Here is a 19804-nt window from a genome sequence, read left to right as displayed (position 1 = left end):
CATATGACGGCAAATTCCCGTGAAAGGTCAGTCGGCCGTGTCTGCCAGCATCTTGATCGCCGCAGCCCCGACCTTGCGCACGGCTTCTTCAATCTGCGCGGTTGGCTTGGCAGCGTAGTTCATGCGCAGGCAATTCCTGTACTTGCCCGACGCCGAAAAGATGCTGCCTACGGCCACCTGTACACCTTGTTCAACGAGGACGCGGTTGAGCTTCAACGTATCAAAACCTTCCGGCAGTTCGATCCACAGCATGAAGCTGCCTTGCGGCCGGCTGGCGCGGGTGCCTGTCGGGAAGTAGCGGCTGACCCAATCGAGCATCAAGTCGCGATTACGCTGGTATTGGGTGCGCATCCGCCGCAAATGCGGTTCGAAATGCCCGCCTTTGAGAAACTCGGCTATGGCAATCTGCGGTTGAGTCGCTGTGGAGCCGGTGCTGATGTATTTCATGTGCAGCACCCGTTCAAGGTATCGGCCCGGTGCCACCCAACCAATGCGCAAACCGGGTGCCAGGGTTTTCGAAAACGAGCTGCACAGCAGCACTCGACCGTCTTCGTCGAAAGACTTGATGGTGCGCGGGCGCGGGTAGCTGAAGGCCAGTTCGCCGTACACATCGTCTTCGATGATCGCCACGTCGAAGCGCTGCGCCAAGGTGAGCAATGCCCGCTTGCGCGCCTCCGGCATGATGTAGCCCAGGGGGTTGTTGCAGTTGGGGGTCAGTTGGATGACTTTGATCGGCCACTGTTCCAGCGCCAGCTCCAGGGCTTCGAGGCTGATGCCGGTGATCGGGTCGGTGGGGATTTCCAGGGCTTTCATGCCCAGGCCCTTGAGGGTCTGCATGGCGCCGTGAAAGCTCGGCGAGTCCACCGCAACGATATCGCCCGGCTCACAGATGGCATGGATGCTGGCAGACAGCGCCTCATGGCAGCCGGTGGTGATCACGATGTCCTCGGCCGTCAGCTGGCAGCCGGAATCCAAGGACAGACGCGCAATTTGCTCGCGCAGCTCCATACAGCCCAGGATGTTGTCGTAATACAGGCCTGGCAGATCCTGGCGGCGACTCACCCGGGCCAGGCTGCGCAGCAGGGGCTTCAGGGTGGGCGACAATACATCCGGCATGCCTCTACCCATCTGTATGACATCCTTGCGCGGCGTTGCGCGTATCAACTCCAGTACCTGGTCCCATTGGGAAATGTCCACTGGGCGCTGAGCCGGACGACCGACTTCGGGCAGGGCTGGCAACTCGCGGCCCACCGGAACAAAGTAGCCGGATTTCGGCTTGGGCGTCGCCAGGCCGTTGTCTTCGAGCAAGCGATAGGCCTGCTGCACGGTGCTCAGGCTGACCCCATGTTCCACGCTCAAGGCCCGTACAGATGGCAGCCGATCGCCGGGGCGATAGAAGCCTTGTTCGATGCGGGTGCCCAGCAATTCGGCGAGGTTCATGTACAGGGTCATGGCGGTCGCTCCCGAGGGACCATTACAGATAGGCAGAAAATACAGGATTCAGCGGTATATAGGCAGTATCTGTATGGATTTAATAAAGTCTGGTTGAGTCTGTAATGGTTTTGGCTGCGCGCTCATGCTGATCACACAAGGCAACAAGCAACTGAGGGGCAGCAAAATGAACGGCATGAGCGATGTGCGGCTGGCGTTATACAGTCAGGAACTGGAGGCTGGGCAGGAGCGGGCGACGGCGCCGCGCGATATCAGTCGCTGGGGTCTGTTCTGGCACCGTCGCCACACGCGCAAGGCGTTATTGGATCTGACCCGCGAGCAATTGCGCGACGTCGGGCTGACCGCTGAGCAGGCGCGCCACGAAGGGCTGAAACCGTTCTGGCGCGATTGATCAGACCAGCTCTTTGAGGCGGTGCCAGAGCATCCCCAGCGCCAACAGCGGCGAGCGCAGGTGCTTGCCGCCGGGGAAGGTGATATGCGGCACCTGGGCGAACAGGTCGAAGCGGCCCTGTTGCTGGCCGCTGATGGCTTCGGCCAGCAACTTGCCCGCCAGGTGCGTGGCGTTGAGGCCATGGCCGGCGTAGGCCTGGGCGTAATACACGTTGGGCTGGTCGGCCAGGCGGCCAATCTGCGGCAGACGGTTGGCGCCGATGCCGATCATGCCGCCCCACTGGAAGTCGATTTTTACGTCGGCCAATTGGGGGAATACCTGCAACATTTTCGGGCGCATATAGGCGCCGATGTCTTTGGGGTCGCGACCGGAATAGTGGCAGGCGCCACCGAACAACAGGCGGCGGTCGGCGGACAGTCGGAAGTAGTCCACCGTGACACGCTGGTCGCACACCGCCATGTTCTGCGGCAGCAGGTTGGCGGCCTGGGTTGCGCTCAACGGCTCGGTGGCGATGATGTAGCTGCCGGCGGGCAGCACCTTGCCGCTGAGGTGCGGGTTGAGGCCATTGAGGTAGGCATTGCAGGCCAGCACCAGAGTCTTGGCGCGCACGTTGCCCTGTGCGGTGTGTACGTTGACTTCGGGGCCGTAGTCGATACGCGTGACTTCGGACTGCTCGAACAGCTTCACGCCCAATTGCTGCGCGGTTGCGGCTTCGCCGAGGGCCAGGTTCAGCGGGTGCAGGTGGCCGGAGCCCATGTCGATCATGCCGCCCACGTAGCGGTCGGAGCCGATGACGCTGCCCATTTCGTTGGCTTGCAGCAGGCGTATGTCGTGACGATAGCCGAGACTGCGCAGTTCTTCGGCATCTTCGGCCAGGCCCTGCAGGTCGCGGGGTTTGTTGGCGAGGTCGCAGTAGCCCCAGGTCAGGTCGCAGGGGATGTGGTAGCGCTCGACGCGCTCACGCACAATTTCCACCGCCTCCAGACCCATCAGCTTCATCTGGCGTACGCCCTCGGTGCCGATCACGTTGGCGAACTGGCCCAGGCCATGGCCGACACCGCGAATCAGCTGGCCGCCGTTGCGCCCGCTGGCGCCCCACGCGATCTTGCGCGCTTCCAGCAACACTACGCTGAAACCGCGTTCGGCCAACTCCAGCGCGGTGTTCAGCCCGGAAAAACCGCCGCCGACCACGCACACATCCGCCGTCAGTTCGCCGGTCAACGCCGGGTAGTCGGGTTGCGGCGCGCTGCTGGCGGCGTAGTAGGAAGCGGTGTGCCGGGCGCTGGCAGTCATGGGGAGCATCCCTGTTTGGAAAATTTGACGCAGGATACAGCGGTCGGACGAAGCTGTCTGCGCAGGGCGTTTTGCGGCAGAATCCACGCCTATTCGCCGTTCGGAACGTGTTTCGATGAGTTGCAACAGTCAGAAAATCAGCGCCCTGCGCAGGCAGATTCCTTCGTTCGAGTGCGTCCCCGGTTGCCACGACTGCTGTGGGCCGGTAACCACCTCGCCCGAGGAAATGTCGCGGCTGCCGCGCAAGACCGCCGCCGAGCAGGACGCGGCCATGGAGGAGCTGAACTGCGTGCACTTGGGCCCCAACGGCTGCACGGTGTACGACGAGCGCCCGTTGATCTGCAGGTTGTTCGGCACCACCAAGACCCTGCCGTGCCCGAATGGACGGCGCCCGGTGGAGCTGATTCACCCACGGGTGGAAAAGCAGATCCACGACTACATGGCGAGCACCCGGCAGGTGCTGGTTTAGCGGTTTTACACAGTCCAAATGTGGGAGGGGGCAAGCCCCCTCCCACATGTTGACCCGAGTGTCTCAGGTCAGTCCGGGATCGGCAGGTTCAGGCTCTCTTTCACCTCTTCCATCACGATATAGCTCTTGGACTCCCGTACATGGGGCAGCTTGAGCAGGATGTCGCCAAGCAATTTGCGGTACGACGCCATCTCGGAAATCCGCGCCTTCACCAGGTAGTCGAAGTCGCCAGAAACCAGGTGGCACTCCAGCACATGGGGCAGTTTCAGTACGGCGCGGCGGAATTCCTCGAAGGTGTCGCCGGACTTGTAATCCAGGCTGATCTCGACAAATACCAGCAAACTCCCCTTCAAATGCTGGGGGTTGAGCCGCGCGTTGTAGCCCATGATGATCCCTTCACGCTCCAGCCGGCGCACGCGCTCGGTACAGGGCGTGGTCGACAGCCCGACCTTTTCCCCCAGCTCCGTGAACGAAATACGCCCGTCGGTTTGCAGGATGCGCAGGATGTTGCGGTCGATCTTGTCCAGCTCCCGCTTGGTCTGGGTGTTGGTACGCATAGGGGATACGCCTCTGTGAAAAGGGTTTTTGCCGAGAATTGTCGCCAAATATAGGCAGTTATATAGTGAAATGCACTGGCAATTGTTTTTTACACTGCGCTCATCATTGCTCGAATAACACACGTCAGCGGCCATGCCCGCGATGAGGATATAAAAATGCGCGTTCTGGTCTTGGGTAGCGGCGTCATTGGTGTGACCAGTGCCTACTATTTGGCGCGGGCCGGCTTTGAAGTGGTTGTGGTCGACCGTCAGCCTGCCGCTGCCATGGAAACCAGTTTCGCCAACGCCGGCCAGGTGTCCCCGGGCTATGCCTCACCATGGGCCGCGCCGGGCGTGCCGCTCAAAGCCATCAAGTGGCTGCTGCAACGCCACGCGCCGCTGGCGATCAAGGCCACCGCCGATATCGACCAATACCTGTGGATGGCGCAGATGCTGCGCAACTGCACCGCCAGCCGTTACGCGGTGAACAAGGAGCGAATGGTGCGCCTGTCCGAATACAGCCGTGACTGCCTCGACGAACTGCGCGCCGAGACCGGCATTGCCTACGAAGGCCGCAGCCTGGGGACTACCCAGTTGTTCCGCACCCAGGCGCAGCTCGATGGTGCGGCCAAGGATATTGCGGTGCTGAAAGAGTCCGGCGTGCCGTTCGAGCTGCTCGACCGCGCCGGTATCGCCCGCGTCGAACCGGCCCTGGCCAACGTCACGGATATCCTCGCCGGCGCCCTGCGCTTGCCGAACGACCAGACCGGCGACTGCCAGATGTTCACCACCCGCTTGGCCGAGATGTGCAAGCAATTGGGCGTGGAGTTCCGTTTCGAACAGGACATCCAGCGTCTCGACTACGCCGGTGATCGCATCAACGGTGTGTGGATCGACGGCAAGCTGGAAACCGCCGACCGCTACGTGCTGGCCCTCGGCAGCTACTCGCCGCAGTTGCTCAAGCCGCTGGGGATCAAGGCGCCGGTGTACCCGCTCAAGGGCTACTCGCTGACTGTGCCGATCACCAACCCGGCGATGGCGCCGACTTCGACGATTCTCGACGAGACCTACAAGGTCGCGATCACCCGTTTCGACAACCGCATCCGCGTCGGTGGCATGGCTGAAATAGCCGGTTTTGACCTGTCGCTGAACCCGCGCCGGCGCGAAACCCTGGAGATGATCGTCAACGACCTTTATCCTCAGGGCGGCGATTTGACCGAAGCCACGTTCTGGACCGGCCTGCGTCCGACCACCCCCGACGGCACGCCGATTGTCGGTGCCACACCGTTCAAGAACCTGTTCCTGAATACTGGCCACGGCACCCTCGGTTGGACCATGGCCTGTGGCTCCGGTCGTTTGCTGGCCGACCTGATGGCCAAGAAAACCCCGCAGATCAGCGCCGAAGGTCTCGATATTTCCCGTTATGGCAACCACCAGGAGTCTGCAAAACATGTCAATCCAGCGCCAGCTCACCAATGAGCGCATGAGCCAGATCGTTGTCCACAGCGGTACCGTGTATCTGGCCGGGCAAGTCGGCGACGACATGAACGCCGGGATTGAGCAGCAGACCCGTGAAACCCTGGCCAATATCGAGCGTTTGCTCGACCTGGCCGGTACTGACAAGACCCGGTTGCTGTCGGTGACGATCTACCTGAAGGACATCGACGCGGATTTCGCCGGCATGAATGCGGTGTGGGACAAGTGGCTGCCAAAAGGCGTTGCCCCGGCCCGTGCCACGGTTGAAGCCAAGCTGTGCGAACCGCAAATCCTGGTGGAGCTGTCCGTCGTGGCCGCGCTGCCTTAAACAACGATCCCTCTCCCGGTGCCGAAGCCGTTGGTCGGTGCCGGTTTTTCTTCACTTTGCCGCCTAGAAGCCTGCCGCCATGCGTCCTGCCCGTGCCCTGATCGACCTCCAAGCCCTGCGCCACAACTACCAATTGGCCCGTGAAGTCACGGGTGCCAAGGCCCTTGCCGTGATCAAGGCCGATGCCTACGGCCATGGTGCCGTGCGCGTTGCCCAGGCGCTGGAAGCCGAGGCGGACGGGTTTGCCGTGGCTTGCATCGAGGAAGCATTGGAGCTGCGCGCCGCCGGGATTCGTGCGCCGGTGCTGCTGCTGGAAGGTTTCTTCGAGGCGGATGAGCTGCCGCTGATCATCGAACATGATTTCTGGTGCGTGGTGCACTCGCTGTGGCAATTGGAGGCCATCGAGCAGGCCAGACTGAGCAAGCCGCTGACCATCTGGCTCAAGCTCGATTCGGGCATGCACCGTGTCGGCCTGCACCCCAAGGATTATCACGAGGCTTACCAGCGCCTGCTGGCCAGCGGCAAAGTAGCCAAGATCGTCTTGATGAGCCACTTCGCCCGCGCCGATGAACTCGACTGCGTGCGCAGTGATGAACAGGTGGCCGTGTTTGATGCGGCGCGCCAGGGCTTGGCGGCCGAGGTCAGCCTGCGCAACTCGCCGTCGGTGATGGGCTGGCCGACGGTGTCCAGCGATTGGGTGCGCCCCGGCATCATGCTCTACGGTGCGACGCCATTTGGCGAAGACCAGGCCGTGGCCGCGCGTTTGCAGCCGGTGATGACCCTGGAGTCCAAGGTGATCAGCGTGCGTGAACTGCCGGCCGGTGAGCCGGTGGGATATGGCGCCAAGTTCATCACGCCCAAACCCATGCGCATCGGCGTGGTTGCCATGGGCTATGCCGATGGCTACCCGCGCCACGCGCCGACGGGGACGCCGGTACTGGTGGCCGGGCAACGCAGCCAATTGCTGGGGCGTGTGTCCATGGACATGCTGTGCATCGACCTGACGGATGTGCCGCAGGCCGGCCTTGGTTCCACCGTGGAGCTATGGGGTAAAAATATCCTCGCCAGTGACGTCGCGGTTGCCGCCGAGACCATTCCGTATCAGCTGTTCTGCAACCTGCGCCGCGTGCCAAGGCTCTATTCCGGCGCTTGACCGCCGGCTACGAACGCAACCGTCCGGGATTTAGGCCCAAGTGTTGTAAATACTGAACGCTGTCGCCATGATAACGCTCAATTACAACAAAGCCTGAATCCTAGGAGGCTCCTGCATTGGACGTCGGCGAACGACTGCAATCCATCCGTAAACTGAAGGGTCTTTCCCAGCGCGAGCTCGCCAAGCGCGCGGGTGTCACCAACAGCACCATTTCGATGATCGAAAAAAACAGCGTCAGCCCCTCGATCAGCTCCTTGCGCAAGGTGCTGGGCGGCATCCCTATGTCGATGGTCGAGTTCTTTTCCGAGGAGATCCTCCAGGAAATACCGACGCAGATCGTCTATAAAGCCAATGAGCTGATCGACATCTCCGACGGCGCCGTCACCATGAAACTGGTAGGACGGGCGCACCCCAGCCGGGCGATTGCGTTTCTCAACGAGATCTACCCGCCGGGCGCCGATACGGGCGAAGAAATGCTCACCCACGAAGGCGAAGAAACCGGGATTCTGGTGGAAGGTCGCCTGGAGTTGGTGGTCGGTCTTGAAACTTTTGTGCTCGAAGCTGGCGATAGCTACTACTTTGAAAGCACCAAGCCCCATCGTTTTCGCAATCCGTTCGACGTGCCGGCGCGACTAATCAGCGCAGCCACACCCGCGAACTTTTAAGAAAAGAGGCGTCCTGCCAGCGTTGCAGAGACACCCGAGCTGTATTCCGCGGGGTCGAATCTCCCTTTATTTAATAGGGTTGTTTCGGCCAGGCGGGCTAACCGTTATACTTTCGCCGCCTGCGAAACCGTGGCCGCAGGCGTGAATAGCCACCATTGAGGGTGAACGCGTGAACCTAATTATGAAAATGCTGGCTGCACCAGCAACCGTACTGGCCCTATGGGCTGTCAGCGCTCAAGCTGCGACCAATGATGATATTGCCAAGCGCCTGGAGCCTGTCGGCCAGGTCTGCGTCCAGGGCCAGGAATGCAAGGGCATGGAAGTGGCGGTCGCCGCAGGTGGCGGCGCTGCGAAGACGCCGGATGACATCATCGCCAAGCACTGCAACGCTTGCCACGGCACCGGCCTGTTGGGCGCGCCGAAAATCGGCGATACCGCCGCCTGGAAAGAACGCGCCGACCACCAGGGCGGCCTCGATGGCATCCTCGCCAAGGCGATCACCGGTATCAACGCCATGCCGCCCAAAGGCACCTGCGCCGATTGCTCGGATGATGACCTCAAGGGTGCAATCAAGAAGATGTCCGGCCTCTGATCCGCCGATCGTCGTCAAAAAGGCCGCTTACGAGCGGCTTTTTTGTGCCTGGGATTCGTGTTTCAGCGCTGTTCATTGCAGCAAAGACCCGGCAAGCTCGGTCCAACCCCTAATCATGGAATGTTCAGGAGGGTCGGATGGTGCAGTTGTGTTCAATCGAGCAAGCAGTTGACGACGTACTGGCGCGGTTGCCGGCGCATATCCACATGGGCATGCCCCTCGGGCTAGGCAAGCCGAACCGGTTTGCCAATGCCTTGTACCGGCGCATCGCCAAGTTGCCGGAGCGGGCGCTGACCATCTATACCGCGTTGAGCCTGGGCCGCCCGACGATGGGCGATGGGTTGCAGAAACGCTTTCTCGAACCCTTTATCGAGCGGGTGTTCGGTGATTATCCCGAGCTGGACTTCCTTGCCGACCTGCACAACGACAGCCTTCCGAACAATATCCACGTCCAGCAGTTCTTCATGCAGCCCGGCAGCCTGCTGCACAGCGAGTCGGCGCAGCAGGATTACGTCAGCAGCAACTACAGCCATGCCGCGCGCGACATAAACGCCGCCGGCCTGAACCTGGTGGCGCAGTTGGTCGCCAGCAGTGCCGAACATCCTGATCGCCTGAGCTTGAGCTGCAACCCGGATATCACCCTCGACCTGCTGCCGATGATTGCCAAGCGCCGCGACGCCGGCGAGACCGTGCTGATCGTCGGGCAAGTCCACACCGATTTGCCCTACATGCCCGGCGACGCTGAGCTGGGCATGGATACCTTCGATTACCTGATCGATGAAAAAGACAGCACCACGCTGTTCTCCACGCCGAACATGCCGGTGGGTTTCCAGGACCACTTCATCGGCCTGCATGCCAGCACCCTGGTGCGCGATGGCGGCACCTTGCAGATCGGCATTGGCTCCATGGGGGATGCGCTGACCGCCGCGTTGCTGGCGCGCCAGGCCGACAATGAGTCCTATCGCTCGCTCCTGACCGATCTGGACGTGTACCAGTGGGCGCCGCTGATCAGCCGTGAAGGCGGTGTCGATCCCTTCGCCCGAGGCCTTTACGGGTGCAGCGAAATGTTCGTCAACGGCCTGTTGGTACTGGCGGACGCGGGGATTATCCGTCGTAAGGTCTACCCGGACGTAGCGACGCAACAGCAGGCCAACGCCGGCACGCTCGACGATGCGGCGCAGCCTGACGGCATTTCGATCCACGGCGGATTTTTTCTTGGCCCGCGCAGTTTCTACCTGCGCCTGCAGGAAATGACCCACGCCAAGCGCCTCGAATTCAACATGACCCGCATCAGCTACATCAACGAGCTGTACGGCCAGGAAGCACTCAAGCGCCTGCAGCGGCTGGATGCACGGTTTATCAACAGCGCGATCATGGTGACGCTGCTCGGCGCGGGTGTGGCCGACCAGTTGGAAGATGGCCGTGTGCTCAGCGGTGTGGGCGGGCAGTACAACTTTGTGGCCCAGGGCCATGCGCTGGAAGGTGCGCGGTCGATTCTGATTTTGCGCAGTTGGCGCGAGTCAGCGGGGGAGGTCAGTTCCAATATCGTCTGGGACTACGGCCACTGCACGATTCCCCGGCATCTGCGGGATATTGTCATCACTGAATACGGTATTGCCGATTTACGTGGGCAGACGGATGCCAAGGTGATCGAGGCGTTGCTCAATATCACCGACTCACGCTTCCAGGACGATTTGATCAAGGAGGCGCAAAAGGCCGGCAAGCTGTCCAAGGATTTCCAGCTGGAGCCGCGCTTCGCCGATAACACGCCGGAGCGGTTGCAGGGGATTCAGGCACGCCATCGCCGGTTGTTTCCGGAGTATCCGCTGGGCAGCGATTTCACCGATGAAGAGCGGGATTTGTTGCGGGCGCTGAACTGGCTCAAGAGCAAATTCAAGCTGACGGAGATTCTGGAGTTGGGCAAGGCGGCGTTGGATGCACCGGAGCCGGAGGCGTTTCCCAAGCATCTGGAGCGGATGCGGTTAGGTAAGCCGGAGGGGCTGAAAGAGGATCTGTACCAGCGGCTCCTACTCGCCGGCCTACAGGCCACCGCGCACTGACAGACAACACAGAGTCAATGTGGGAGGGGGCTTGCCCCCGATTGCAGTGTGTCAGTCAGCCCATCTGATACTGATACATCGCTATCGGGGGCAAGCCCCCTCCCACTTTTACAACCACTTTGAGGCTGGGGTTATTCGATGAAAGTGACGACGCCACCTTCCAGCGACTTGACCCGCGCCAGCGACTCAACCCGATAACCCTGCGCATCCAATTCCGCACGCCCACCCTGGAACGACTTCTCGATCACGATCCCCAAACCGGCGACGGTCGCGCCGGCCTGCTTGATGATCGAGATCAGCGCCTGAGACGCCTTGCCGTTGGCCAAAAAGTCATCGATCACCAGCACACGGTCGCTGCTGGTCAGGTGGCGAGGGGAGATTGCCACGGTGCTTTCGACTTTCTTGGTGAAGGAATACACCGTTGCCGACAGCAGGTTTTCCGTCAGGGTCAGGGACTGTTGCTTGCGCGCGAAGATCACCGGTACACCCAGGTTCAGGCCGGTCATGATCGCCGGCGCGATGCCCGACGCTTCGATGGTGACGATCTTGGTGATGCCCGAGTCCTTGAACAGTGCGGCGAATTCGTCGCCGATCAGCTTCATCAGCGCCGGGTCGATCTGGTGGTTCAGAAAGGCGTCGACCTTGAGTACCTGATCGGAAAGCACGATGCCTTCTTCGCGAATTTTCTTGTGCAGTGCTTCCACGGAAAGCTTCCTCTAATGACGCGGTGTGCGCCGAAAGTAGATTGAAAAGTAGTCGATTCTAGCGCTTTAACATCGCGCGTATGTCCGCCAAGGCGGTGTTGCCGCGAACGGCCTTCACCTCGGTCGGGGTGTCGTCATTGCCTTCCCAGGCCAGGTCATCCGGCGGCAGTTCATCCAGGAACCGGCTGGGGGCACAATCGATGATTTCGCCGTACTGTTTGCGCTTGGCGGCAAAGGTGAAGGCCAGGGTCTGACGCGCGCGGGTAATGCCCACGTAGGCCAGGCGGCGTTCTTCTTCGATGGTGTCGGCTTCAATGCTGGAGCGGTGCGGGAGGATTTCCTCTTCCATGCCCATGATGAACACGTAGGGGAATTCCAGGCCCTTGGACGCATGCAAGGTCATCATCTGTACACCTTCGGCGCCGTCTTCCTCTTCCTGCTGGCGTTCGAGCATGTCGCGCAGCACCAGCTTGCCGATGGCGTCTTCGACGGTCATCTCGCCGTCTTCGTCTTTTTCCAGGGTGTTCTTCAGCGCTTCGATCAGGAACCAGACGTTGCTCATGCGGTAATCCGCGGCCTTGTCGCTGGAACTGTTGGTTCGCAGCCAGTTCTCGTAGTCGATGTCCATGACCATGCTGCGCAGCGCGCTGATCGGGTCTTCGCCGGCGCATTGCTCACGCACCTTGTCCATGAAGCGCTTGAAGCGCGACAGGCGATCGGTGAAGCGCGAGTCCAGGTGTTCGCCCAGGCCGATTTCGTCGGTGGCGGCGTACATCGAGATCTTGCGTTCAGTGGCGTAGTTGCCGAGTTTTTCCAGGGTGGTGGAGCCGATCTCGCGACGCGGCACGTTGATCACGCGCAGGAAGGCGTTGTCGTCGTCCGGGTTTACGATCAGGCGGAAGTAGGCCATCAGATCTTTTACTTCCTGGCGTCCGAAAAAGCTGTTGCCGCCCGACAGGCGATACGGCACCTGGTGGTGCTGCAATTTCAGCTCGATCAGCTTGGCCTGGTAGTTGCCGCGATAGAGGATCGCGAAATCGCTGTAGGGCCGGTCGGTGCGCAGGTGCAGGCTGAGGATCTCGACGGCCACGCGCTCGGCTTCGGCGTCTTCGTTGCGGCAGCGGATCACGCGGATCTCATCGCCGTGGCCCATCTCGCTCCACAGTTGTTTTTCAAACTCGTGGGGGTTGTTCGAGATCAGCACGTTGGCGCAGCGCAGGATGCGGCTGGTGGAGCGGTAGTTCTGCTCCAGCATCACCACTTTGAGGGACGGGTAGTCGTCCTTGAGCAGCATCAGGTTTTCCGGGCGGGCGCCGCGCCAGGCGTAGATCGACTGGTCATCGTCACCGACCACGGTGAACTGGTTGCGCTTGCCGATCAGCATTTTTACCAGCAGGTACTGGCTGGCGTTGGTGTCCTGGTATTCGTCCACCAGCAGGTAGCGCACCTTGTTCTGCCATTTTTCGAGGATGTCGGCGTGTTCCTCGAACAGCTTTACCGGCAGCAGGATCAGGTCGTCGAAGTCCACTGCGTTGAACGCCTTGAGCGTGCGCTGGTAGTGGGTGTAGACGATGGCGGCAGTCTGTTCCTTGGGGTTGCGCGCATTTTCCAGGGCCTGGGGCGGCAGGATCAGGTCGTTTTTCCAGGCGCCGATCATGTTCTTGATCTCGTCCACGCCGTCGTCGCCTGCGTATTCCTTTTGCATGATGTCGGTCATCAGCGACTTCACGTCGGTCTCGTCGAAGATCGAGAAGCCCGGCTTGTAGCCCAGCCGCACATGCTCCTTGCGGATGATGTTCAGGCCCAGGTTGTGGAAGGTACACACGGTGAGGCCACGGCCTTCGCCACCCTTGAGCAGGGTGCCAACGCGCTCTTTCATTTCCCGCGCAGCCTTGTTGGTAAAGGTCATGGCGACGATGTACTGGGCGCGGATGCCGCACTGCTGGATCAGGTGCGCGATCTTGCGGGTGATCACGCTGGTCTTGCCGGAGCCTGCGCCGGCGAGCACCAATAGAGGGCCGCCGACGTAGTTCACGGCTTCTTGCTGCCGGGGATTGAGTCGGGACATACAGAATTCAGGGAGTCGTTGTTCAAAAGGGCGGGCATTTTAACAGGCTGGCAGGATTCTGCTCTGTCAGAACGACAGTGTGACGTACCACTCGATCTAAATTTGCCGGTTTTGTTACTTTGCCGCAGGATGTGAGGGTTGTTTTGAGGCTAATGTTCACAGTTCGCGTGTTTGATAACCCCTATCATTGGTGATTATCCGGCCGCACGTCATAATGCCCGTCGCCACGAATTTTTGCAGAGTCTAGGGAGCTAGCTTGTCTACGCCTGTCGAACCCTTGCGTTTGCTGCTGCTGGCCGATGAGCCCGCGTGGGCAGCGTTATTGCGCGAGTGCCTGGCGCCGATGGGCGATGGGGCTGTGCTGATCAGCGCACCAAACTGGGAATCCGTGAGCCGTCTGTTCGATGACGACCACAGCGCTGTGCTATTGACCACGCCCGGCCTGCAACCCGGGCCTGGCCGTTGCAGCCTGCCGTGCGTGTTGTTGCTGGAGCAGGAACCGCTGGTTTCACCGCTTGGCGTCAGCGATTGGCTGGTGCGTGATGTATTGGATGCCGACACAGTGCGCCGCTGCCTGCGCCACGTCCGCGAGCGCGGCGTGCTGGAAAACACCCTGCAACGCCTGGCCGAGCAGGACCCGCTCACCGGCATCGCCAACCGCCAGGGCTTCCAGACCCTGTTGACCGCGCGCCTGGCCGAGAACGAAGGCCGTGGCCTGGCCCTCGGCCACCTGGACCTCGACAACTTCCGCCACGCCAACGATGCCCTCGGCCACCAGGCCGGCGACCGGTTGATCCTGCAAGTGGTGTCACGGCTCAAGAGCCAGCTGGAGGTCGGCGACCAACTGGCGCGCCTGGGCAGCGATGAATTCGCTCTGCTGATCGACACCCGTCGTGCGCCCCAGCGTGCCGAGTGGATGGCCGAGCGCATCACCGAAGTCATGGCTGAACCCTATTGGGTGGATGGCGAAAGCTTGCTGATCGGTTGCAGCCTGGGCGTGGCCCATGCCCGCGCTCGCGCTGGCGCCGACCCTTTGATGTGGCACGCTCATATCGCCATGCAGCAGGCCAAGAGCACCCAAGGCTGCACCTTTCATATTTTCAACGAGCGCATCAACCGCAACGCCCGCAGCCTTGCCGACCTGGAAAGCGAGCTGCGCCGCGCCTTGCGCCGTGACGAACTGGAGCTGCATTACCAGCCGCGCCTGGACCTGGACGACGGCCATATCGTCGGCCTGGAAGCCCTGGTGCGCTGGCGCCATGGCGAGCGCGGCCTGTTGCCACCGAGTGAGTTCGTGCCACTGGCCGAACAAAGCGGCCTGATCGTGCCGCTGGGCTACTGGGTGATCTCTCGGGCCCTGCGCGACATGCAAGACCTGCGCGAACGCGGCCTGCCGCCGTTGCACATGGCGGTCAACCTGTCGTTCCGCCAGTTCCAGGACAGCCAGTTGCTCTCCACACTCAGCCGGCTGATTGCCGAGCGGGGCGTGGAGGCGCAATGGCTGGAGTTCGAACTCACCGAAACCGCTGTGATGCGCCGCAGTGACCTGGTCAAGCAGACCATGGATGCCCTTGGCCGCCTGGGTGTGCGGTTTTCCCTGGATGACTTCGGTACGGGTTTCTCATCGTTCGTGCACCTCAACAGCCTGCCGATTGCCTTGTTGAAGATCGACAAGAGCTTTGTCGGTGGCATGGAGGAGCGCGAAGAAAACCGCAAGCTGGTGCATGCCATGATCAACCTGGCGCACAACCTCAACCTGGAGGTGGTGGCCGAAGGGGTGGAAACGCCTGAGCAACTGGCGCTGTTGCGTTTGTTTGGCTGCGACCAGGCCCAGGGTTACCTGATCAGCAAGCCTCTGCCGTTGCCGGAGTTGGTGGAGTACCTGACCTTTGGCAAAAGCCAGCAAGCCTTGCTCGGTTAGAGGTGTGGGAGGGGGCTTGCCCCCGAGGGCGGAGTGTCTGCCAGCTCATCTGTGACTGACCCATTGCTATCGGGGGCAAGCCCCCTCCCACATTTCCTGCCGCGGGGGCTCCTGCCGAATCATCCGCTTCATCTTTGCCTCAAACGCCCAGGTCAGGCTCACCGCCGCGCATGCCAGGCCCAGCGCCAGGCCCCACCACACGCCGGTCGGTCCCCAGCCCAGGGTGAAGGCCATCAGCCAGGCCGACGGTGCGCCAATCAACCAATAGCAGCCCGCGCCGATCAGGAAGGTGGTCTTGGCGTCCTTGAGCCCGCGAATGCAGCCCATGGCGATGGTTTGCACGCCATCGAACAGTTCGAACCAGGCGGCGACGGCCAGCAGGCTGACGGCCAGGACGATCACGTCGTGGAACGCCGGGTCGTTGTGGTCGATGAGCAGGCCGATCAGCGGGTCGGAATAGAGCCACAGCACGCCAGCAAACCCCAGCATGATCGTCGCGCCAAAGCCGATGCCGACGCGCCCGGCCAGGCGCGCCTGCAGCAACTGCCCGGCGCCGTAGTGCTGGCCGATGCGCATGGTCACCGCGTAGGACATTCCCGCAGGCACCATGAACGCCACCGACACAATTTGCAGTGCAATCTGGTGCGCGGCCAACTGCGTACTGCCCATGGTGCCCATGCACAGCGCCGCAAACGCAAACAACCCGACCTCCACCGCATAGGTGCCACCAATCGGCAGGCCCAGCCGCCACAGTTCACGCAGGTACTGAGTGTTGAGGCGTAGCAGGCCGGTGCTCAGCGGGTAGGCCGCGTAGGTCCGGTTGCTGCGGATGTACCACATCAGCGTCAGCGCCATGCCGTTGGCGACGATGGCTGTGACCAGGCCGATGCCCATCAGGCCAAGCTTGGGCAGGCCGAACATGCCTTCGATCAGCGCGTGGTTGAGCAGGTAGTTGATTACCGTACCGCCAAGGCTGATCACCATCACCGGCGTCGCCTTGCCGATTGCACTGGTAAAGCCACGCAGGGCCATGAAACTCAGGTAACCGGGCAGGGCGAACGGCAAGATTGTCAGGAATTGCCCGGCCGAATGCACGTTGGTCTCGGTCTGGCCAAACATCAGCAGCACTGGCTTGAGGTTCCACAGCAGCAAACCGGCCGCCAGGGCCATCAGCCAAGCCAGCCAGAGTCCGGCCTGGGTCAGGCGTGTGGCGCCTTCGATATCGCCCGCGCCGTGACGGATGGCCACCAGGGTGCCCACGGCGGCAATCACGCCGATGCAGAAAATCGCCACGAACGAGTAGGTCGCCGCGCCCAGGCCGCCACCGGCCAAGGCTTCGGGGCTCAGGCGCGCCATCATCAGGGTGTCGGTCAGCACCATCAGCATGTGTGCCAACTGTGAGGCAATCAACGGCCCTGACAGCCGCAGAATGGCCCAGAGTTCGGTACGTGCCGGATGTTGCATGATCATCACGCTCGAAAAGTCAGAGGGTTGGGGAAGGCTTGATTCTCGACGCTCTCGGCTCATTGCACAAAAGGATTAAAGCGATGCTGTGCATGACTTAAACTCATGTCTGCTGATCTGCTAGGGTGCGGTATTGCTCTGTAGGAATTTACCGATGTCTCGACGTCTTGCTCCGCTGTATGCCTTGCGCGCATTCGAGGCCGCCTCTCGGCACAATTCCTTCACCCGGGCAGCGGAGGAGCTCTCCATCACGCAAAGTGCGGTGAGCCGACATATCCGCACGCTGGAAGAGCATTTCGCCTGTCGCCTGTTCCAGCGCAGTGGTCGCACCTTGCAGCTCACCGAAGCGGCACGCCTGCTCTTGCCGGGCGTGCGCGAAGGTTTCGCCGCGCTGGAACGGGCCTGCCATACCTTGAACGCCGAAGACGACATCCTGCGCATGAAGGCACCGTCGACCCTGACCATGCGCTGGCTGCTGGCGCGGCTCAGCCGCTTCCGCGCGTTGCAGCCAGGCAATGAGGTGCAACTGACCAGCGCGTGGATGAGCGTGGACGAGGTGGATTTCAACCAGGAGCCCTTCGACTGCGCGGTGCTGCTGAGCTACGGGCACTTCCCGGCGGACTGGGAGGCCAGCTACCTGTTTCCGGAGCTGCTGATCCCGGTAGGTGCGCCGAACCTGCTGGAGGACGGGCCCTGGGATGCCGCCCGCCTGGCCACCGCGGAATTGCTGCACCCCACGCCCGACCGTCGCGATTGGCGCAATTGGTTGGAGCGCATGGGGTTGTCATCCCAGGTGTCGCTCAAGGGCGGGCAGGTATTCGATACCCTCGAACTGGGCATGATCGCCGCTGCGCGGGGCTACGGTGTGTCCATGGGCGATTTGCTGATGGTGGCCGAAGACGTGGCCCAGGGTCGATTGAGCCTGCCCTGGCCAACGGCGGTGGCCAGTGGCGAAAACTACTACCTGGTATGGCCGAAAACCCGCCCCGGCGGTGAGCGTTTGCGGCGCTTGGCGGAGTTTCTGCAGGCGGAAGTCAAGGCGATGGAATTGCCTCAGGTCGAACGCCTCGAGTGAGGGGCGACAGACTGCTTGTGCAATCGTTTGCGTGATACCCCTGCGGATCGCTCAAGTATTGCCTCGGCTCGCCGAAGTAGGTGTGTTGGAACCATCGTACACCAACGTTTCCCACTGGATAATTTGCCGAGCAACGCTATGAGATCAGGATGATCCTGGCCTCGGCCAGGAGCCGTCATGTCTCAACCTCGCGCCCGGATAGCCTCCCAGTTAGGCCTGGCATTAGCCGTGATTCTGGCTGTCGTCATCAGCGGCAGCACCGTGTTTGCCTTGCGTTCCCTCGACTCCGCCAACCTCGCTACCCGCGAGGAGCACCTGGCCAGCGAGGCACGTTTGCTCGCCGACCAACTCAACACCTTCCACAGCACCTTGCGCGAAAGTACCCAGCGTTTGAGCGGGCTGTTTGAAAAGCGCTTCGGCGCTGGCTTGAGCGTGCATGCGGACCAGCTTGTGACCGTGGCCGGTGTGCAGACGCCTAGCCTGTACCTGGGCAATCAGGTGTTGAACAACAACTTCAATGAAGTGGATGAGTTCAAGCAGATGTCCGGCGGCGTGGCCACGGTATTCGTGCGCAGCGGCGAAGACTTTATCCGCATCAGCACCTCGTTGACCAAGCAGGACGGCAACCGCGCCATCGGTACGGTGCTGGATCGCCAGGGCCCGGCCTACCAGCGGGTGCTCAGCGGGCAGACCTATATCGGTCGGGCGGTGTTGTTCGACCGCTCCTACATGACCCAGTACAGCCCGGTGCGCGACAGCAGTGGGCAGGTGATCGCGGTGTTGTTCATCGGGTTCGACTACACCGATGCGCAGAATGCACAGTTCGACAACCTCAAGCGGTTCCGCATCGGCCAGACCGGCTCCCTCGCCTTGCTGGATGAACAGAAGCGCTGGCTGGTGCCGCCGGCGGGCGTGCAGGCGCTGGATCAAGCCGTGCTCGTGATGCTGGACCTGGCCAAGACGCCGGGCACAGGACGCTTCTGGGCAGACAAAAACGAAGATTTCTACAGCGTGTCGGTGCCTTTCGAAGGCGGGCCGTGGGCCGTGGTCGCGAGCATGCCCAAGGCTGAGATCCGCTCGGTGACATGGGACGTCGGTATCCGCCTGGTGATCGGCAGCGTGCTGGCCATGCTGCTGGCGGTCGGTGCAACGGTGTGGTTGCTGCGCAGCAAGCTGGCGCCGTTGGGCGACCTGGTGCGCCAGGCCGAAGCCTTGGGCGCGGGCGACTTGAGCGCACGCTTGAATGTGTCCAGTCATGACGAAATCGGCCAACTGGCGCGCAGTTTCAACCAGATGGGTGAAGCGCTGTCGACCATGGTCTCGCATATCCGCAAGGCGGCCGAAGAGGTCAACAGCCGTGCGCAGGCGCTGTCCGGTTTGTCCGGTGGCGCCTATGAAGGCATGGAGCAGCAGTCCGGCGAGATCACCAGTATGGCCGGCGCGGTGGAAGAGTTCAGCGCCACCTCGCTGAACATTGCCGACAACATGGGTAGCACCGAACGCCTGGCCCAGGAAAACGCCCAACAGACCCGCATCGGGCGCAACTCGATGCAAGAGGCGTCGTCATCCCTGGAACACATCGCCACTGCGCTCAACAGCACGGCCACGGTGATCAACACCCTGGGCCAACGCTCCCAAGAGATCGGTGGAATCGTCGGCGTGATCACCTCGATTGCCGAACAGACCAACCTGCTGGCGCTCAACGCCGCCATCGAGGCCGCCCGCGCCGGTGAACAAGGCCGTGGGTTTGCCGTGGTCGCCGATGAGGTACGGAACCTGGCGTCGCGTACCCGCGAGGCCACTGACGAAATCTCCGGAATGATCCAGAGCATCCAGCAGGAAACCGGCAACGCCATCAGCACCATGGAGCGCGGCAATGTGTTGATGCAGGAAGGCCTGTCGCGTAACGCTGACGTGGCGTCGGCCCTGGCGCGTATCGACGAGCAAAGCCGCTCGGCCGGTCAGCAGTTTGCCGCGATCACCACCGCCACCCAGGAACAGAGCAGCACCGCGACCTTGCTCAGCAGCAACCTGCAGAGCATCGCGCTGGCCAATAGCGAGCAGCGGGAAGTGGTGTCGAACCTGGCGATTACCGCCAAGGAACTCGAAACCCTGGCGGCGGGCTTGCGGCATGAGGTGGACCGGTTTCGTTGAGGC

General features: G+C 61.7%; 17 protein-coding genes. 11 read left to right on the top strand and 6 right to left on the bottom strand.

Features of this window, described 5'->3' with window-relative positions; all coding sequences use genetic code 11:
* Positions 1-27 precede the first annotated feature (27 nt).
* Complete coding sequence (locus ACZ445_RS29405) at positions 28-1452, bottom strand: aminotransferase-like domain-containing protein (protein ID WP_179029259.1); 1425 nt, start codon at positions 1450-1452, stop codon at positions 28-30.
* Between the two features lie 166 nt (positions 1453-1618).
* Between ACZ445_RS29405 and ACZ445_RS29400 the strand changes: the two genes are divergently transcribed.
* Complete coding sequence (locus ACZ445_RS29400; protein WP_058424460.1) at positions 1619-1843, top strand: DUF1127 domain-containing protein; 225 nt, start codon at positions 1619-1621, stop codon at positions 1841-1843.
* On the opposite strand, the gene ACZ445_RS29395 is transcribed toward ACZ445_RS29400, so the two are convergent.
* Positions 1844-3136, bottom strand: a complete 1293-nt coding sequence (locus tag ACZ445_RS29395; RefSeq protein WP_058424234.1) for an NAD(P)/FAD-dependent oxidoreductase — start codon at positions 3134-3136, stop codon at positions 1844-1846.
* 115 nt (positions 3137-3251) lie between these two features.
* On the opposite strand from ACZ445_RS29395, the gene ACZ445_RS29390 reads away from it, so the two are divergent.
* Positions 3252-3605 carry a YkgJ family cysteine cluster protein gene (locus ACZ445_RS29390; protein WP_058424233.1) on the top strand — a complete coding sequence of 118 codons (354 nt, stop codon included), beginning with the start codon at positions 3252-3254 and terminating at the stop codon, positions 3603-3605.
* Between the two features lie 68 nt (positions 3606-3673).
* Here ACZ445_RS29390 and ACZ445_RS29385 read toward each other — a convergent pair whose 3' ends face one another.
* On the bottom strand, positions 3674-4162 hold the full coding sequence (locus tag ACZ445_RS29385) for an Lrp/AsnC ligand binding domain-containing protein (protein WP_003176896.1): 489 nt from the start codon (positions 4160-4162) through the stop codon (positions 3674-3676).
* Positions 4163-4318: 156 nt separating this feature from the next.
* On the opposite strand from ACZ445_RS29385, the gene dadA reads away from it, so the two are divergent.
* From dadA to ACZ445_RS29355, 6 genes are all read left to right on the top strand, one after another.
* Positions 4319-5620 carry a D-amino acid dehydrogenase gene (gene dadA, locus ACZ445_RS29380; RefSeq protein ID WP_058424232.1) on the top strand — a complete coding sequence of 434 codons (1302 nt, stop codon included), beginning with the start codon at positions 4319-4321 and terminating at the stop codon, positions 5618-5620.
* The gene (locus ACZ445_RS29375) at positions 5592-5945 is read left to right on the top strand and encodes a RidA family protein (protein ID WP_058424231.1); all 354 of its coding nucleotides are present in this window, start codon (positions 5592-5594) and stop codon (positions 5943-5945) included. Before dadA ends, ACZ445_RS29375 begins: the two co-directional genes overlap by 29 nt.
* Before the next feature lie 79 nt (positions 5946-6024).
* Positions 6025-7098, top strand: a complete 1074-nt coding sequence (gene alr / locus ACZ445_RS29370) for an alanine racemase (protein WP_058424230.1) — start codon at positions 6025-6027, stop codon at positions 7096-7098.
* A 116-nt stretch (positions 7099-7214) separates the two neighbouring features.
* The gene (locus ACZ445_RS29365; protein ID WP_003176893.1) at positions 7215-7763 is read left to right on the top strand and encodes a cupin domain-containing protein; all 549 of its coding nucleotides are present in this window, start codon (positions 7215-7217) and stop codon (positions 7761-7763) included.
* A gap of 181 nt (positions 7764-7944) precedes the next feature.
* Entirely contained in the window at positions 7945-8355 is a 411-nt protein-coding gene (locus ACZ445_RS29360; protein WP_043293857.1) for a c-type cytochrome, read from the top strand.
* A 137-nt stretch (positions 8356-8492) separates the two neighbouring features.
* A complete protein-coding gene (locus ACZ445_RS29355; protein WP_058424229.1) occupies positions 8493-10415 on the top strand; it encodes an acetyl-CoA hydrolase/transferase C-terminal domain-containing protein in 1923 nt (640 codons plus the stop codon).
* A gap of 131 nt (positions 10416-10546) precedes the next feature.
* Here the strand turns inward: ACZ445_RS29355 and ACZ445_RS29350 are convergent, their stop codons facing one another.
* Both ACZ445_RS29350 and rep read right to left on the bottom strand, forming a co-directional pair.
* Positions 10547-11119, bottom strand: coding sequence for a xanthine phosphoribosyltransferase (locus tag ACZ445_RS29350; protein WP_025856334.1), 573 nt, complete (start codon positions 11117-11119; stop codon positions 10547-10549).
* Between the two features lie 58 nt (positions 11120-11177).
* A complete protein-coding gene (gene rep, locus ACZ445_RS29345) occupies positions 11178-13187 on the bottom strand; it encodes a DNA helicase Rep (protein ID WP_058424228.1) in 2010 nt (669 codons plus the stop codon).
* A gap of 256 nt (positions 13188-13443) precedes the next feature.
* Between rep and ACZ445_RS29340 the strand changes: the two genes are divergently transcribed.
* A complete protein-coding gene (locus ACZ445_RS29340) occupies positions 13444-15108 on the top strand; it encodes a putative bifunctional diguanylate cyclase/phosphodiesterase (RefSeq protein ID WP_058424227.1) in 1665 nt (554 codons plus the stop codon).
* Between the two features lie 66 nt (positions 15109-15174).
* On the opposite strand, the gene ACZ445_RS29335 is transcribed toward ACZ445_RS29340, so the two are convergent.
* Positions 15175-16578 (bottom strand): NorM family multidrug efflux MATE transporter, encoded by a 1404-nt coding sequence (locus tag ACZ445_RS29335; RefSeq protein WP_058424226.1) that lies wholly within the window; start codon positions 16576-16578, stop codon positions 15175-15177.
* 148 nt (positions 16579-16726) lie between these two features.
* Between ACZ445_RS29335 and ACZ445_RS29330 the strand changes: the two genes are divergently transcribed.
* The gene (locus tag ACZ445_RS29330; protein WP_058424225.1) at positions 16727-17647 is read left to right on the top strand and encodes a LysR substrate-binding domain-containing protein; all 921 of its coding nucleotides are present in this window, start codon (positions 16727-16729) and stop codon (positions 17645-17647) included.
* Positions 17648-17824: 177 nt separating this feature from the next.
* Positions 17825-19801 (top strand): methyl-accepting chemotaxis protein, encoded by a 1977-nt coding sequence (locus tag ACZ445_RS29325; protein ID WP_464704585.1) that lies wholly within the window; start codon positions 17825-17827, stop codon positions 19799-19801.
* The last annotated feature ends 3 nt before the right edge of the window (positions 19802-19804 follow it).

It is taken from the genome of Pseudomonas allii (assembly GCF_055380095.1).
This window is presented reverse-complemented; position numbering and strand designations above follow the sequence as displayed.